Below are 15,588 nucleotides of genomic sequence, written 5' to 3' on the forward strand. Positions count from 1 at the left end.
GCCGGCCGGACCGGCTCAGATCAGCCAGGAGTGCGTGGGCTTGGTCTTGCCGGTCTTGTTGTTCTTCAGGCCCGTGATCTGTTCCTGGTTCAGTGCCTGGTCGAAGATCCGGATGTGGTCGAGCGGCCCGTCCCACGCGGCGCTCCAGATCCCGTGGTGCCGGGCCCGCCCCAGCTGGAGCGGCCCGGGGCCGGCCCAGACCCCGGAGACCTGCGCCTGGCCGGCCTGCTTGTCGTCCACCCACAGCGCGATGGTCTTCTTCTCCGCGTCGTAGGTCCCGGTCAGCAGCGCCCACTGCCGCGTCGTGTCCACGTTGTCCACGACCACCTGCTGCGCGGTCGCCGCCTGGCCCTTGTCGCCGGTCTGCACCCGGAACACCCAGGCCTTCTTGCCGTTGACGACCTCGAAGCCCAGCTCGAAGGAGTACGAGACCCCGTCGCCCTGGCTCACCGCCATCCGCGAGCCGGTCTCGGACACGTTGTAGGCGCGCGTGGAGACGGTGAAGCTCTTCGTCACGTCCACGGCCGCCTCGGCGCCCTGGGCGTACGAGTCCGCCATGCCCTTGAACCGGACCTCGGTCCGGTTGGCCAGCTCGCCCAGCGAGGCGCCGGGCCCCAGGGCTATGCCCATCTTCCCGTTGCGGTCGCGCAGCAGGTTCGGCTCGCCCGGCACGGTGGGGGAGTTGTCCTCCGGGGTCTTGGACTGGGACCCGCCGCCCGAGGCGGTGGGGGAGCCCGAGGCGGCCACCGCCGGCGGGTCCTTCGGGTCGTCGGACCCGTTCAGTACGAAGAACCCCGCGCCGCCCGCCGCCAGGACCACCACGAGCGCCCCGATCCCGATGGTCAGCCGCTTGCGCTTGCGCCGCTGGGCCTCGGTGCGGTCGGCCATCGCCTGCCAGTCCGGCGCGGACGAGGACGTGGGCAAGGGAAACGGTTCAGCGCCACCGCCGCCGAGCGGGGGCTGCGGCTGGGCGGGCTGCGCGGGCTCGGCCGGAGGCGGCCCGAAGCCCCCGCCGGGCGGCTGACCCTGCGCGGGCCCCGGCTGATAGGGATTCGGCGTCTGCGGCGGGAATCCGTAGCCGCCGCCCCCGGAGGCGGGGCCGGGCTGGGGGCTGTTCGGGCGATCCGTACCGTCAGTCATGGCACGGATGCTAGAACATCGCCGGGAACGGCACCCACCCCGGCACCGCCCCCCCCGCAGCCACCCCCGCCCGCCCCCGTGAGGAACAGGGGTCAGCCCGGGAGCTGGACGATCGGGAAGCTTCCCGTCGCCGTCGGCGCGTGCTCCGGCAGCCACAGCACCGCCACCGCCCCCGCCGCCGCGCCCTCGTTCTCCGCGCCGCCCGGCGCCGCGACGTTGCGGAACGTCAGCCGCGCCCCCAGCACCCGCGCCTGCCCCTCCGCGATGGTCAGGCCGAGCCCGTGACCGACGCCCGCCCGGTCCGTGGAGCCGGTCCGGAAGCGGCTCGGCCCCTCCCGCAGCAGCGCCTCGGGGAAGCCCGGCCCGTGGTCCCGCACGCGCACGACCCGGCCCTCGACGTCGACCTGGATCGGCGCCCGCCCGTACCGCGCGGCATTGGCCAGCAGGTTGCCCAGGATCCGCTCCAGCCGGCGCGGGTCAGTGCTGACGATCTCGTCCGCGACGATCCGTACGGAGGCCTCCGGCATCAGCGAGGCCACCCGCCGGCTCACGAACTCGCCCAGCGCCACCTCCTGGAGCTCGGCCCGCTCGGACGCGCTGTCCAGCCGGGCCACCTCCAGCACGTCCTCGACCAGCGCCCGCATCGCCTGCGCGCGGTCCCGTACGAGCTCCGTCGGCCGGCCCGGAGGCAGCAGTTCCGCCGCCGTGAGCAGGCCCGTCACCGGGGTCCGGAGCTCGTGCGCGATGTCCGCGGTCACCCGCCGCTCGGCCTCCAGCCGCTGCTGGAGGGCGTCGGCCATGGCGTCCACGGCCCGCGCGAGGTCGTCCGTCTCGTCCCGTACGACACCGCCCACGGCGTCCCGTACGCGCACCTCGGGATCCCCGTGCGCCACCCGCTGCGCGGCGGCCGCGGCCTGGCGCAGCCGGCGCGAGATCTGCCCGCCGATCAGCACGCCGAGCGCGGAGCCGCCGATGACCACGGCGAGGGAGCCGACGACCAGGGCCCGGTCCAGGTCGCGCACCATGTTCGCGCTCTCGCGGAACGGGTGGTGCATGGACAGCACCTGCCCGTTGCCGAGCGGCACGGCCGCCCACACCTCGGGGACCTTCTTCGGGGACTCGTGGATGTAGGTGCCGCGCCGCCCCGAGCGGGCCTTCTCGCGCAGCTCGGTGGGCAGTTCGGGGTCGTTGACCTTGGCGCCCCAGATCGGCTTGCGGCCGGCGTCGGGGGTGCGGGCGATGTACTGGACCCGCTCCAGCTCCTGGTCCCGGGCGCTCTCGAGCATCGACACGCGGGCAGCGCTGTGCACCACCAGGCTCAGCGCGAGCGCGGTGAGCGCGCCGACCGCGGCGATGGCGAGCGTGATCTTCCAGCGGATCCCCGTACGGAGGGTGACACGCCTCATGCGGTTCTTCTCATGCCTTGAGCTTGTATCCGAAGCCCCGGACCGTTTCGATCCGGTCCTGGCCGATCTTGGTGCGCAGCCGCTGGACGTGGACGTCCACGACGCGGGTGTCGCCGCCCCAGTCGTAGTCCCACACGCGCTCCAGGAGCCGGTCGCGCGACAGGACGGTGCCGGGCGCGGAGGAGAACTCCAGCAGCAGCCGCATTTCGGTGGGGGTCAGGGCCACGGGGGCGCCCGCCCTGCGGACCTCCATGCCCTCGGTGTCGACCTCCAGGTCGCCGAAGGACAGCACCCCGCGCTCGCCGGAGCCGTCCGCGTCGCCCGCCCCGCCCGCGCCGTTCTGCGGGCCGCCGGCGTGCCCGAAGCGGCGCAGCACCGCGCGGATCCGGGCGACGAGGACCGAGCCGTCGAAGGGCTTGGTGACGTAGTCGTCGGCGCCCGCCTCCAGGCCCAGGACCACGTCGATGGAGTCGGCGCGCGCCGACAGCATGATCACGGGGACGGTGGACTCGTCACGGATGCGGCGGCACAGGCTCACGCCGTCCATGCCGGGCACCATCACGTCGAGCAGCGCGATGTCCGGCCGGTCGGCCCGGAAGGACTCCAGGCCGGACAGGCCGTCGGGCATGGCGGTGACGACGAACCCGTCGCGCTCCAGCGCCAGGGTCGTGGCCTCGCGGATGACGTCGTCGTCCTCCACGAACAGCACGTGGGTCTCGGCCATGCCCAGCCACACTCCGGTTCTTCCGCTCGGTCGTTCTGTCGTTCTGTCGTTCAGCTCTTGGGGGAGACGGCCGGGGCCGGCTGCATCCCGGGGTTGAACACGTTGCTGTACTCGGAGTGCACCCGGTCCTGCTCGGTGAACCGCTCCCCGTTCCAGCGGTACGTGATCACGTCCTCGCCCGAGGGCTCGGAGGGCGCGGCGTCCTGTCCGTAGACGGGCTTGCTGATCACCAGGTCGCCCCGGTCGATCTCCGCGTAGACCGGTTTCTGCTCGTCCGTGAACACATTCTCGTACTTCCCGCCGTCCGAGCGGTACACGTACGAACCGCGCCCCAGGGCGTCGGCGCAGGACAGGACGTTGACGACGACGTCGACCACGCTGCCGCCGGTGATCTTCCCGTAGCTCACGTCGACCGGGTACTCCTTGCCCGTGCAGGGCTTGAGGTCCCGTTTGATCTCGGCGCTGACCTTGGGGTCCGCCTTCAGCAGGGCCACCGGGTCGACCCGCTTGACCGGCCCGGCGGTGCCCGCGGCGGGGGAGTGGCCGGGGGCCGGCGGCTTGGTGGCGCCGCCCGTGGGCTGGTTGCTGCGCGAGACCGGGTCGGTGCGCGCCGGGCCGCCGTCGCGCAGTCCGGTGCCGCCGGTGGAGCATCCGGCCGCGAACAGCACTGTGCCGACGAGGACGAACGTCCCCGTCGACATGAGTACCAGCGAGCTTCTACCGCTCAGACTTTGGCCGTTCAGGCCGCGCACCGCTCCCGCCCCTCGTAGCGCGTGGTGTGGTCACCGCGTTCCAGGGCACGCATGTCCAGGTCCCGGCTCTCCAGCTCCTGGCGGAGCCTGGCCAGTGCGCGGTGCAGTGTGCTCTTCACGGTTCCCGCCGACATACCGAGCGCCGCGGCCGTCTCCTCGGTGCTCATCTGCTCCCAGTGTCGCAGCACGACGACACTGCGCTGCTTGGGCGCGAGCACCTTGAGGATGTCCATCAAGAGGGCGCGGTCGGCGCGCTGGTCGGAGCCGTCCTCGACGGAGGCGTCCGGGAGCTGCTCGGTGGGGACCTCGTCGAGCTTGCGGGCCCGCCACCACTCGGTACGGGTATTGATCATGACCCGGCGCAGGTAGGCGTCGGCCAGGGACTTGTCGGCGATGCCGTCCCAGCGGCCGTAGGTGCGCACGAGGGCGGTCTGGAGCAGGTCCTGGGCGTCCGTGGGGTCCGGGACCAGGCGCCGGGCGCTGCGCAGCAGGGCGTCCTGCCGGGTGCGTACGTACTCCTCGAACTCGAGTACCTCTCCGTGCGCCATTCAGACCGCCTCCGCTGCCGTCCACCGTCTCCGCTGTCTTACGGATCCGAAGGTACGGAGGGGTTGTCACGGCACTGTGCGGGTCAGCCTGCGGTGGGCGCACGGACACCCGTAGGTTGTGTAACAGTGCCGTTGAGCTGGGGTTTCCCGGCCCGAAACGGAATCTTCGAGTCAACTTCGAGTGAATTCCGAGCCGCGCCGGGTCCCGCGCGAGCCGCCCGTAGGCAGGCGGCCCCGTCAGCCCTGCGGCAGCCGGTACATGCCCTGGGCGAGCGGCTCCACCAGCCCGTCCGACACCAGCCCGTCCAGCGCCCGGGCCCGCTGCACCGGCTCGTCCCAGACCGTGTCGAGCACCGCCTGCGGAACCGCCCCGACCGCCTCCCGGAGCACCGCGAGCAGCTTGCCGCGCACCTGCCGGTCGGTCCCCGCGTACGTCTGCCCGCGCCGCGGCGGGCCCTCGTGCGCGGGCTTCCCGGCGAGCCGCCACGCGCACAGCCCCGCCACCGGGCAGCGGACGCAGTCCGGGCTCTTGGCGGTGCACACCAGCGCGCCCAGCTCCATGGAGGCCGCCGCCCAGCGGGCCGCCGTCCCCTCGTCCTCGGGCAGCAGCTCCCGCGCCAGGCGCCGCTCGGCGGCGGTGGTGGCGTTCGGCGGGTACTCGACCCCGGTCGCGGCGCGCGCGAAGACCCGGCGCACGTTGGTGTCCAGCACCGCGTGCCGCTGCCCGTACGCGAAGGAGGCCACCGCGGCGGCCGTGTACTCGCCGATCCCGGGCAGCGCGAGCAGCTGCCCGTGGTCCCGCGGTACGTCGCCACCGTGCCGTTCCGCTATCGCCGAGGCCGCGCCGTGCAGGCGCAGGGCCCGGCGGGGGTAGCCCAGGCGCCCCCAGGCCCGTACGGCCTCGCCCGGCGCCTCGGCGGCCAGGTCGGCGGGCCGGGGCCACCGGGCGAGCCACTGCTCGTACACCGGCAGGACCCGGCTGACCGGGGTCTGCTGCAACATGAACTCGCTGACCATCACCCCCCAGGGGCCGGCCTCGGGGCGGCGCCAGGGCAGGTCGCGGGCGTGCTCGTCGAACCACGCGATGACGGGGGTGTGCAGCGCGGAGGTGTGTGATGGGGATGCAGTCATGGCAGACGGCATCCTGACACGTTTCACGGGCGTCGCGCGGGGCCCGGACCGGTGAACCAGACGGCGGCGCGGTTGCCGCTCCCCTGGACGGCGGCGGTGATCCTGATCATCGGACCGGTCAGCGCCGCCACGGCCAGGGGCGCCAGCGAAGCGCCCAGCAGCAGGCCCATCCCGACGTCGTGCGGGTAGTGCACCCCGACGAAGACCCGGGAGAAGGCCATCAGCAGCCCCATCGGCAGGGTCAGCCACGCGAGGCGGGGCACCGCCAGCGCCAGCGCGACGGCGGCGGCGCCCGCGATGGCGGAGTGGTTGCTCGGGAAGGACCAGTCGCCGTACGGCGGGCACGGGATCAGGGAGGCGGCCGCCCCGGCCACCGCCCGGCAGGGCCGCTCCTCGTCGACGGTGGACTTCACCAGCTCGGAGGCGATGTACACGAGCGCGGTGACGAGCGGCGCGAGGACGGCCAGGGCCACCGCCCGGGGGCTGCCCTGCCCGCGCGCACGCCACCAGACGGATATGAAGAGCAGACCGAAGAGCAGGAGCCCGTACTCGGTCCAGACCTCGACGGCCGACTGCACCCAGTGGGGCGTGGCGTGGGCGAAGTCGGTGATGTCGCGATAGAGGTCGGAACTGTCCATGGTCACCGACCGTACTTGGCGGCCCGGCACGGCCGGATCGGCCCCCTGGCCGGTTATCGGCGCTCCCGGGTGGCCCCGCAGGATGATCATCGGCAAAACCTGCCGGATAAGCGGCATGTGGGGCACTGAACGCGGCACGAGTTCTCGTAAGGTTCGGTGCGTGGGATCTCTGCGCAATCCGGTCGGGCCGCTCCCCTCCTCCATTTACTGGCGACGGAGGGCTGTGCTGGCGTCCGTCGCCGCGCTCATCGCGCTCCTCGCCGTATGGGTCGTCAGTTCCGGTGGGGGCAGGACGAGTACGAACGGCAAGGGCGGCGGCGACGGCTCCGGACCCGCGGGCACGATCACCCCCGGCCCCTCCGGCTCCGGCCCGGCGATCAGTCAGGCACCGGGCGGACGCGGCGAGTCGGGCGCGGGCGGCGGCGCGGGCTCCGGCTCCGGTTCCCAGGGCCCGGGCAAGAACGGCGAACCGGCCGGCGGCTCCGGCTCCGGCGGCAACTCCGGCGCGGACTCCGGCTCTTCCGGGTCGGGCTCCTCCCCGGCCCAGGTCCCGGCGGACTCCCCGCTGCCGACGTGCCCGGCGAGTGCGCTGCAGTGGGAGGTCAAGAGCGTGAAGAACGAGTACGAGACGAACGAGAAGCCGCGTCTCGAACTCCTCGTCCGCAATGTCTCCGGCAGCACCTGCAAGTTCGGACTCGGCCCCCGGCAGGCCGTCATGACGATCTACCAGACGACCGGCGCGAAGGCCGTCTGGTCCTCCGCCGACTGCCCGGCGGGCGCGGCCAACGCCTTCTTCCGGCTGCCGGCGCAGGGCGAGGCGAAGCAGTCGGTGGAGTGGGACCGCAGGCTGAGCGCGGCGGACCAGTGCCAGAACCCTCCGGCCGGCAGCCCGGCCCCGGACACCTACGTGGTCGAGGTCAAGTCCCCGGGCCTCCCGGTGGCCCGCACCTCCTTCGTCCTGAAGCAGGATTAGCCCTTCTCGACGCGCCGCGCCCAATTTCCGACGCGCCGCTCGCGCGGCTCGGCGCCAGGGCGCCTCTCCGGCTTCGCGCCGCTGCGCCGGACTCCGTCCGTCGGACCCGGGGCGGGGCCATGGGCCCGGGCTGGGGTCGGTTGCCCGTCTGCGGGTGGTTGCCGCTGCGCGGGGCTGTCCCCTACCCGCCCTTCCACCGTTCCCCGGGCTCTGCCCGGACCCGCGCCTCAAACGCCGACGGGGCTGAAAGATCCAGCTGGCCGTTCCAGCCCGCTGAGCGACACATCCGAGCCTCGCTCAGCGAAATCCAGCCTCGCCGGCGTTTGAGGCGCGGGGGTCCGGGGGCTGGCCCCCGGAAGCGGAGCCGCAGGCGCACGGCTACCGCAGCCAAAACCAGCCCCGCCGGCGTTTGAGGCGCGGGAGTGCGGGGGCTGGCCCCCGGAAGCGGAGCCGCAGGGGCATGGCTACCGCAGGCAAATCCAGCCTCGCCGGCGTTTGAGGCGCGGGGGCTGGGGCGGAGCCCCAGGGGGTCCGGGCGCAGCCCGGGGGAGCTGCCGACCCGCGGGGTCCGGGCGTAGCTCGGGGGGTGGGGCGGGGCCCCGGGGTTAGACGTAGCGTTCGAGGATCGAGGACTCCGCCAGGCGGGACAGGCCCTCGCGGACACTCCGCGCCCGCGCCTCGCCCACGCCGTCGACCGTCTGGAGGTCGTCCACGCTGGCGGCAAGCAGCTTCTGCAGGCCGCCGAAGTGCTCCACCAGCCGCTCGATGATCGCCCCCGGCAGCCTCGGCACCTTCGCCAGCAGCCGGTACCCGCGGGGCGACACCGCCGAGTCCAGGGTCTCGGGCGACCCCGTGTACCCCAGCGCCCGCGCGACGATCGCCAGCTCCAGCAGTTCCGGATGCGTCAGCGCGTCCAGCGCCGGCAGCGCCTCGTCCACCGTGCGGGAACGCTTCGCCGTCGGTTCCGGAACGTAGTCCCGGATCACCAGCTCCCGCTCCTGCTCGATGCCGACCGTCAGCTCGTCCAGCTGGAGCGACAGCAGTCGCCCGTCCGTGCCCAGTTCGACCACGTACTCGGCGATCTCGGTCGCGATCCGGCGGACCATTTCCAGCCGCTGCGCGACGGCGGTGACGTCGCGGACCGTGACCAGGTCCTCGATCTCCAGCGCCGACAGGGTGCCCGCGACCTCGTCCAGGCGGAGCTTGTACCGCTCCAGCGTGGCCAGCGCCTGGTTGGCCCGCGACAGGATCGCCCCGGACTCCTCCAGGACCCGCCGCTCCCCGTCCACGTACAGCGCGATCAGCCGCATCGACTGGGACACCGAGACGACGGGGAAGCCGCACTGCTTGGAGACGCGGTCCGCCGTGCGGTGACGGGTGCCCGTCTCCTCCGTCGGGATCGACGCGTCGGGCACCAGCTGCACGCCGGCCCGCAGGATCTTGGTGATGTCCTTGTCGAGGATGAGCGCCCCGTCGAGCTTGCACAGCTCGCGCAGCCGGGTCGCGGTGAACTCCACGTCCAGGACGAAGCCGCCGGTACACATCGCCTCGACGGCCTTGTCCATGCCGAGGACGATCAGGCCGCCCGTGTTGCCGCGGACGATCCGCTCCAGGCCGTCGCGCAGGGGCTGACCAGGTGCGACCGCGCTCAGTGAAGCGCGCATCAGCGCCTCGTGCTTGGAACTCGCGCCGGACTTCCCGGGTGCTGCTGCCCCGTCCTTGGCTGCCACTGCACTCCTCCGGTCGCGGGTTGCGCCGCCGCCTACGGCCGGGCGGACCAGCACAAAGTCTACCGGCGCGGGCTGCGCGCCCGCCGAGCCTTGGCCCCTACCGCCGCCACGAGGGCCCGTACGGGTCCTGCGGCCCGCGCCCGGTCCGCCCGCTGACCTGCCCTTGGACCGGCCGTGGCGTCCGCTGGCGGAGCCGGTTATTCCGCCGCGGCCCGCTCCTTGGCCGGCGTACGGGAGCGCCCGCGCGGCAGGACCCGTAGCGCGTCCCCCACGTCCGCGACCTCGATGACCTTCATGCCCGCCGGGACCTTCCCCGGATCCGCCGGCACCAGCGCGTGCGTGAAGCCGAGCCGGTGCGCCTCGGACAGGCGCCGCTGCACGCCGGTCACCCGCCGCACCTCGCCCGCGAGGCCGACCTCCCCGATGGCGACCAGGTTCTTCGGCAGGGGCACGTCACTGGCGGCCGAGGCCAGCGCCAGCGCGATCGCCAGGTCGGCGGCCGGCTCGGTGAGCTTCACGCCGCCCACGGTCGCGCTGTAGATGTCTCGCTTGCCCAGCGCGGTGATCCGGCCGCGCTGCTCCAGCACCGCCAGCATCATGGAGACGCGCGAGGTCTCCAGGCCGGAGGTGGTGCGGCGCGGGGAGGGGATCTGCGAGTCGACGGTGAGCGCCTGCACCTCGGCGACCAGCGGGCGCTTGCCCTCCAGGGTCACGGTCAGGCAGGTCCCGGGGACGGCCTCGGCGCGGCGGGTGAGGAACAGGCCGCTGGGGTCGGCGAGCCCAGTGATGCCCTCGTCGTGCAGCTCGAAGCAGCCGACCTCGTCGGTGGCGCCGTAGCGGTTCTTCACACCGCGTACGAGGCGCAGCCGGGCGTGCCGGTCGCCCTCGAAGCTGAGGACGACGTCGACGAGGTGCTCCAGCAGGCGGGGGCCGGCGATCGCCCCGTCCTTGGTGACGTGGCCGACGAGCAGGGTGGCCATGCCCCGCTCCTTGGAGGCGCGGATCAGCGCGCCCGCGACCTCGCGGACCTGGGCCATGCCGCCGGGCGCGCCGTCGATCTCGGGGGAGGCGATGGTCTGGACGGAGTCCAGGACGAGGAGGGAGGGCTTGACCGCGTCGAGGTGGCCGAGGACGGCGGACAGGTCGGTCTCGGCGGCGAGGTAGAGGTGGTCGTTGAGGGCGTTGATCCGGTCGGCCCGCAGCCGGACCTGGCTCGCCGACTCCTCGCCCGTGACGTACAGGGTGCGGTGGTCCCCGGTGGCCGCCTTCGCCGCGACGTCCAGCAGCAGCGTCGACTTGCCGACGCCCGGCTCGCCGGCCAGCAGCACGACCGCGCCCGGGACCAGGCCGCCGCCCAGGACGCGGTCCAGCTCGTCCACGCCGGTGCTGCGGGCGGTCGCGGTGCGGCCGTCGACCTGGGCGATGGGCAGCGCGGGCGCCGACACGCGCCCGGCGGCGGTGGTCCGTACGGCCGGGGCGCCGCCCATCTCCTCGACGGTCCCCCACGCCTGGCACTCGGGGCACCGGCCGAGCCACTTCGCGGTCGTGAAGCCGCACTCGGAGCAGCGGTAGGACGGCCGGTCCTTGGCGGATGAACGAGATGTACGGGCAGCCATGCGGCCCACGGTAGCCGCCGCCACCGACAACGCCCGCCGCGTCCGGATGGGGGACGGCGGATGGGGAGGGTGGATGGGGGAGGGCGGACGGCAGATGGGGGACGGCGCGGCCCGGCCGTCCGCCACGCGTCAGGGCCGCTGTCAGCACAGTGGCGATCTGTTCACCCGTAAGGGCTAAAACCCAGGAAGGCTTCCGGAGCGTCACGGGCGCGCCGCCTACGGTTCGCCAGGTGAACAGCAGCGACCAGGGAGACCCCGCATCACGCACCGGCGCACACCGGGCGCACGGGCGCACGCCCCGAGCGGGATGGACGGGTCCGGGGGCCGACACGGGTGATGCAGCGGAGACGGCTGGTGCCGGTGGCACTGGTGGTACTGGTGGTGCTGGCGGGATTTCCGGTGCGGCAGGGGTGTCTGGTGCGGCCGGTGGTGCGGCTGTGGCCGCCGGTACGGCCGACACCGCGGAGCTGGAATACCCCGCCCCGGGCTCGGGGCCGCCGCCCTTCCGGCACGAGCCCTACCTGGACGGACTCTTCACCTACTGCCTCTCGGTCCTGTGCGACCACGACACCGCCACCGACGTGCTCGGGGACGTCCTCGCGGTCGCCGAGCGCCACCCCGGCCGATGTCCCGACGAGGGCGACCGGCGGGCCTGGCTGTACGCACTCGCCCGCTGGGCCTGCCTGCGCCGGCTGGCCGAGCAGCGGCGCGCACGCCAGGGGGCGCATTCCGCCCGGCGCACGCCGGAGCAGACTGACCCCAATCGTGCGCCCCGGGCGCACCGCCCCCTCGACGTGAGCGCCTACCGCCGTACCGAGCTGGCCCGCCTCGCCTGGCCCGAAGCCGCCGGCACCACCCCCGAACAGCGCGAGGCGCTCGAGCTCGCCGTCCGCCACCGCCTCGGCGTCGGCGAGCTCGCCGCCGTCATCGGCACCGGCCCCACCAACGCCCGGGAACTGCTCTCCGGCGCGGCCTGCGAGGTCGAACGCACCCGCGCCGCCCTCGCCGTCGTCGAGACCGCCAACTGCCCGGCCGTCTCGCGCATCACCGGAGACGAGGGCGACGGGCAGGTGCTGCTGTCCACCACCCTGCGCGCCGAGCTCGTCCGCCACGTCGACGACTGCCCCCGCTGCCGCCGCGTAGCCGAACGCGTCGGCGCCGGCGCGCCCTGGCCCGGCTCCGGCGGCATCAACGCCGCGCTCCCGCTCGTCCCCGCCCCCCGCACCGCCGTCCACGCCGCCATGCTGCGCTCCGGCCGGCGCCGCGGCGGCCGCCCCGGCCCGCGCTTCGACCGGACCGGCTTCCCGATGGACCCCAAGGACCGCGCCGCCCGCCGCGACCGGCTCCGGGCCCGGGCCGTGACCACCACCGTCGTCGCCACCGTCGTCGCCGCGCCCGTACTCGCGCTGTGGGCCGCGTACCGGGGCGCCCCCGCCACCGCCGAACCCGTCGGGGGCGACGGCACCCGCATCTCCGCCAGCGAGTCGAAGATCCCGCCCCCCTACGCCGGGGGCCGCCCCCTCACCGCGTACGAGAACACCGGCAACACCGCCTTCACCACCGGCGAGCCCGGCTTCGCCCCCGGCAGCGAAGCCCCCGACGTCTCCGTCGAGGTCATCAGCGCCGGCCCCCCGGCCACCCCGGAGGCCGGCGGCCCCGGCGCCCCCGGCCGGCTCACCGTCGCCGCCGCCACCCGGGGCGCCACCACCCTGCTCACCCTCACCGCCTCCGGCGGGAGCCCGGTCGACTGGCGGCTCTGGTCGGACGCCCCCTGGCTGCGCGCGAGCCAGACGGCGGGCACGCTGGCACCCGGAGAATCGGTCACCCTACGGATCACCGTCGACACCGCGGCCCAGCCCGTCGGCGCCTGGACGGCCCGGGTCGGCGTGGACCCCGGCGGAGCGGTGGTCTCCCTCCAGGGCCGCGGCCGCCCGGCCACCACCACCGAGCCGACCCCGCCCGACCCCGACCCGACGCCGACGCCCACCCCGACGCGGCCGTCCCCGGACCCCACACCGACGCCGACCCCGCCGTCCCCGGACCCCACGCCCACCCCGACTCCGACCCCGACGCCCGCGCCGACGGAGACCGCGACCCCGGCGCCGCCCTCAGGAGGAACGGTTTCCCCCGACCCGGCGCCCGCGGGGTCGTAGCGTTCTACGCGTTCTACCGCGGGTCGGCGGGGTGCGGGGCCATCGGCAGCAGCGAGGCCAGCCGCGCCTCGCACAGCTTCACCAGCTCCTCGTAGGCCTCCTTGCCCATGAGCTCCGTCAGCTCCGCCCGGTACGACACGTACACCGGATCACCGGCGCCGTGCGCGGAGGTCGCCGACGTGCACCACCAGTGCAGGTCGTGGCCGCCCGGGCCCCAGCCGCGCCGGTCGTACTCGCCGATCGACACCTGGAGGACGCGCGTGTCGTCCGGCCGGTCGATCCAGTCGTACGTCCGCCGGATGGGCAGCTGCCAGCACACGTCCGGCTTGGTCTCCAGCGGCTCCTGGCCGCTGCGGAGCGCCAGGATGTGCAGGGAGCAGCCGGCGCCGGCCGGGAAACCGGGCCGGTTCAGGAAGATGCAGGCGCCGTCCCAGCGGCGGGTCTGCTTCTCCCCGTCGTCGTCGAGCTGCGTCCAGCCGGACTCGCTCCCGACGTCGTGGAACTGCCACAGCTCGGGCGTCAGCCGCGCCACGTGCTCGGCGACCCGCTTCTCGTCGTCCTCGTCGGAGAAGTGCGCGCCCAGCGTGCAGCAGCCGTCGTCCGCCCGCCCCGCCTGGATGCCCTGGCAGCCGCTGCCGAAGATGCACGTCCAGCGGGAGGTCAGCCAGGTCAGGTCGCAGCGGAAGACCTGCTCCTCGTCGGCGGGGTCGGGGAACTCCACCCAGGCCCGGGGGAAGTCGAGCCCCTTCTCGTCCGACGGCTTGGTCTTGTTGCTGTTGTCGTTCTTGTTGTTGCGCTTGCTGGCCTTCTTCGTATTTGGCACAAGCCCAGCCTAAGCGCCCCTTCCTCCACCGCTCCGCGTTCCGCCCAGTAGCGTTTCCCGTATGAGACTCGGTGTCCTTGATGTGGGTTCGAACACGGTTCATCTGCTGGTGGTGGACGCGCACCCCGGCGCGCGCCCGCTGCCCGCGCACTCGCACAAGGTGCAGCTGCGGCTGGCGGAGCTGCTCGACGAGCGCGGCGCGGTCACCCCGGCGGGCGTCGAGCGCCTCGTCTCCGTGATCGCCGACGCGGTGCAGGCCGCCGAGGACAAGGGCTGCGAGGACGTCCTGCCCTTCGCGACCAGCGCCGTGCGCGAAGCCCCCAACGCCGACGAGGTCCTCGCCCGGGTCAAGGCCGAGACCGGGATCGAGCTGCCGGTGCTCAGCGGCGAGGACGAGGCCCGGCTGACCTTCCTCGCGGTCCGGCGGTGGTTCGGCTGGTCCGCCGGCAAGCTGCTGGTCCTCGACATCGGCGGCGGCTCGCTGGAGATCGCGTACGGCATCGACGAGGACCCGGACGCGGCCGTCTCCCTCCCCCTGGGCGCGGGCCGCCTCACCTCCACCTGGCTCCCGGGCGACCCGGCGGACCCGGCGGACGTGAAGGCGCTACGGCGGCACGTGCGGGCGCAGATCGCCCGGACGGTCGGCGAGTTCAGCCGCTTCGGCGCGCCGGACCACGTGGTGGCCACGTCGAAGACCTTCAAGCAGCTGGCCCGCATCGCCGGCGCGGCCCGCGAGGCCGACGGCCTGTACGTACAGCGCGACCTGACCCGCAAGTCCCTCGAGGAGTGGGTCCCCCGCCTGACGGCGATGACCACGGCCGAACGCGGGGCCCTCCCGGGCGTCTCGGAGGGCCGCGCCGCCCAGCTCCTGGCGGGCGCGCTCGTGGCGGAGGCCACGATGGACCTCTTCGGCGTGGACGAACTCGAGATCTGCCCCTGGGCCCTCCGCGAGGGCGTAATCCTCCGCCGCCTGGACCACCTCCCGTAGGGGCCCCCAAAAGAACGGCACGGGGCAGGAGGAAGGGACGGCCCCGTCAGCGATGAGCCGAGGGGCCGGGCCTTGGCCCGCCGGGCATTCGGGCCCGTCGGGGCAGCCCAGGGTCGGGGGCCCGGCCCTACCCGCACCCAACAGCGATCAGATCCCCCTGCGGAGCACCCAGGCGCGGCAGATCGCTACGCGCTTCTCATGTCTCGGCGGCCGACGGCGTCTGTGGGCATCAGTCGCCGACCAACCTGCTCGGGTCGTCCAGCCATGCGTACTGGAGGTTCGAGTCGACGCTGATGCCGAAGCGGGTGATGTGCGGCCGGTCCTGATGCTCGCACCAGCCGAACGCGGCGGTCACCTCCGCCCACAGGTCGCGCGGACCCCATGAGGTGACCGCGTCCTCCTCCCACCAGTCGGCGTAGCGGACGATGGTGGCCGATGAACCGGCCTCGGGCCTGGTCGCCGTCGACCGTGAGGTCCAGCAGGCCCGCGTTGCTGTAGGCCGTGCCGAAGGGGGTCAGGATTTTTCCGCGGTCGCGTGTCTGCCCCACCCAGGCGTGAGGGATCCGGCGTACAGCGGCTGTACTGATCACCCGGTCGAAGGGGGCCCGGTCGGGGGCCCCGAGGAGACCGTCCCCTGCGATCACCAGCGGTTCGTAGCCCTGTGACTTCAGGGTGGCCTCGGCTGTGGCGGCGAGTTCTTGGTCGACCTCGATCGTGGTCACCCGCTGCGCTCCGACCCGCTCGCTCAGCAGGGCGGTGTGGTAGCCCGAGCCGGTGCCGATCTCCAGGACGGTGTGATTGCTGTCCAGGTGCAGAGCGGCGAGTTTTCGCATGACGATGTCGAGGGCCGAGACGGAGGATGACGAACGTACCTGCGCCCACACCCCGGCAGAAGGGGAGGACAAAGGCCAGGCGCGGTCACGGGCCTGGCAGGCGGCGAGCACTTCGGCTGAGTTTCGATGACCT

General features: G+C 73.8%; 14 protein-coding genes. 3 read left to right on the plus strand and 11 right to left on the minus strand.

The genetic code is table 11. The features are described 5' to 3' along the window. Positions 1-15: 15 nt before the first annotated feature. From OOK34_RS14540 to OOK34_RS14570, 7 genes are all read right to left on the minus strand, one after another. Positions 16-1,140: a LamG-like jellyroll fold domain-containing protein gene (locus OOK34_RS14540; protein ID WP_267034293.1), complete on the minus strand. Its 1,125-nt coding sequence runs from the start codon at positions 1,138-1,140 to the stop codon at positions 16-18. A gap of 92 nt (positions 1,141-1,232) precedes the next feature. Further along, positions 1,233-2,546, minus strand: a complete 1,314-nt coding sequence (cseC, locus tag OOK34_RS14545; protein WP_267034294.1) for a two-component system sensor histidine kinase CseC — start codon at positions 2,544-2,546, stop codon at positions 1,233-1,235. 10 nt (positions 2,547-2,556) lie between these two features. Beyond that, entirely contained in the window at positions 2,557-3,270 is a 714-nt protein-coding gene (cseB, locus tag OOK34_RS14550; RefSeq protein WP_267034295.1) for a two-component system response regulator CseB, read from the minus strand. 50 nt (positions 3,271-3,320) lie between these two features. After that, positions 3,321-3,971 (minus strand): hypothetical protein, encoded by a 651-nt coding sequence (locus OOK34_RS14555; RefSeq protein WP_267034296.1) that lies wholly within the window; start codon positions 3,969-3,971, stop codon positions 3,321-3,323. Between the two features lie 38 nt (positions 3,972-4,009). Beyond that, on the minus strand, positions 4,010-4,570 hold the full coding sequence (locus OOK34_RS14560) for a SigE family RNA polymerase sigma factor (protein WP_007264805.1): 561 nt from the start codon (positions 4,568-4,570) through the stop codon (positions 4,010-4,012). Positions 4,571-4,807: 237 nt separating this feature from the next. Next, positions 4,808-5,701, minus strand: coding sequence for an A/G-specific adenine glycosylase (locus OOK34_RS14565; protein WP_267034297.1), 894 nt, complete (start codon positions 5,699-5,701; stop codon positions 4,808-4,810). A gap of 23 nt (positions 5,702-5,724) precedes the next feature. Beyond that, positions 5,725-6,339, minus strand: a complete 615-nt coding sequence (locus OOK34_RS14570; protein ID WP_267034298.1) for a phosphatase PAP2 family protein — start codon at positions 6,337-6,339, stop codon at positions 5,725-5,727. A gap of 223 nt (positions 6,340-6,562) precedes the next feature. Here OOK34_RS14570 and OOK34_RS14575 point away from each other — a divergent pair, with 223 nt between their 5' ends. Further along, on the plus strand, positions 6,563-7,312 hold the full coding sequence (locus tag OOK34_RS14575; protein ID WP_323183420.1) for a hypothetical protein: 750 nt from the start codon (positions 6,563-6,565) through the stop codon (positions 7,310-7,312). A gap of 605 nt (positions 7,313-7,917) precedes the next feature. Here the strand turns inward: OOK34_RS14575 and disA are convergent. Together disA and radA are read right to left on the minus strand one after the other, a co-directional pair. Continuing rightward, a complete protein-coding gene (gene disA, locus OOK34_RS14580) occupies positions 7,918-9,042 on the minus strand; it encodes a DNA integrity scanning diadenylate cyclase DisA (protein ID WP_267034300.1) in 1,125 nt (374 codons plus the stop codon). A gap of 197 nt (positions 9,043-9,239) precedes the next feature. After that, the gene (gene radA / locus OOK34_RS14585; RefSeq protein WP_267034301.1) at positions 9,240-10,658 is read right to left on the minus strand and encodes a DNA repair protein RadA; all 1,419 of its coding nucleotides are present in this window, start codon (positions 10,656-10,658) and stop codon (positions 9,240-9,242) included. 437 nt (positions 10,659-11,095) lie between these two features. Here radA and OOK34_RS14590 point away from each other — a divergent pair, with 437 nt between their 5' ends. Continuing rightward, complete coding sequence (locus tag OOK34_RS14590; RefSeq protein ID WP_267034302.1) at positions 11,096-12,811, plus strand: hypothetical protein; 1,716 nt, start codon at positions 11,096-11,098, stop codon at positions 12,809-12,811. Between the two features lie 13 nt (positions 12,812-12,824). Here the strand turns inward: OOK34_RS14590 and OOK34_RS14595 are convergent, their stop codons facing one another. Next, entirely contained in the window at positions 12,825-13,634 is an 810-nt protein-coding gene (locus tag OOK34_RS14595; protein ID WP_267034303.1) for a hypothetical protein, read from the minus strand. Positions 13,635-13,695: 61 nt separating this feature from the next. Between OOK34_RS14595 and OOK34_RS14600 the strand changes: the two genes are divergently transcribed. Continuing rightward, complete coding sequence (locus tag OOK34_RS14600; protein ID WP_267034304.1) at positions 13,696-14,622, plus strand: Ppx/GppA phosphatase family protein; 927 nt, start codon at positions 13,696-13,698, stop codon at positions 14,620-14,622. A gap of 185 nt (positions 14,623-14,807) precedes the next feature. On the opposite strand, the gene OOK34_RS14605 is transcribed toward OOK34_RS14600, so the two are convergent. Next, positions 14,808-15,566, minus strand: a complete 759-nt coding sequence (locus OOK34_RS14605; protein WP_323183421.1) for a methyltransferase domain-containing protein — start codon at positions 15,564-15,566, stop codon at positions 14,808-14,810. Positions 15,567-15,588: the final 22 nt, after the last annotated feature.

This window comes from Streptomyces sp. NBC_00091, assembly GCF_026343185.1.
Taxonomy (GTDB): domain Bacteria; phylum Actinomycetota; class Actinomycetes; order Streptomycetales; family Streptomycetaceae; genus Streptomyces.

Coding starts and splice junctions, on each gene's coding strand:
- OOK34_RS14600 (WP_267034304.1), top strand. CDS start 13,696: ATGAGACTCGGTGTCCTTGATGTGGGTTCGAACACGGTTCATCTGCTG.
- cseC (WP_267034294.1), bottom strand. CDS start 2,546: ATGAGGCGTGTCACCCTCCGTACGGGGATCCGCTGGAAGATCACGCTC.
- OOK34_RS14540 (WP_267034293.1), bottom strand. CDS start 1,140: ATGACTGACGGTACGGATCGCCCGAACAGCCCCCAGCCCGGCCCCGCC.
- OOK34_RS14555 (WP_267034296.1), bottom strand. CDS start 3,971: ATGTCGACGGGGACGTTCGTCCTCGTCGGCACAGTGCTGTTCGCGGCC.
- cseB (WP_267034295.1), bottom strand. CDS start 3,270: ATGGCCGAGACCCACGTGCTGTTCGTGGAGGACGACGACGTCATCCGC.
- OOK34_RS14565 (WP_267034297.1), bottom strand. CDS start 5,701: ATGACTGCATCCCCATCACACACCTCCGCGCTGCACACCCCCGTCATC.
- radA (WP_267034301.1), bottom strand. CDS start 10,658: ATGGCTGCCCGTACATCTCGTTCATCCGCCAAGGACCGGCCGTCCTAC.
- OOK34_RS14570 (WP_267034298.1), bottom strand. CDS start 6,339: ATGGACAGTTCCGACCTCTATCGCGACATCACCGACTTCGCCCACGCC.
- OOK34_RS14560 (WP_007264805.1), bottom strand. CDS start 4,570: ATGGCGCACGGAGAGGTACTCGAGTTCGAGGAGTACGTACGCACCCGG.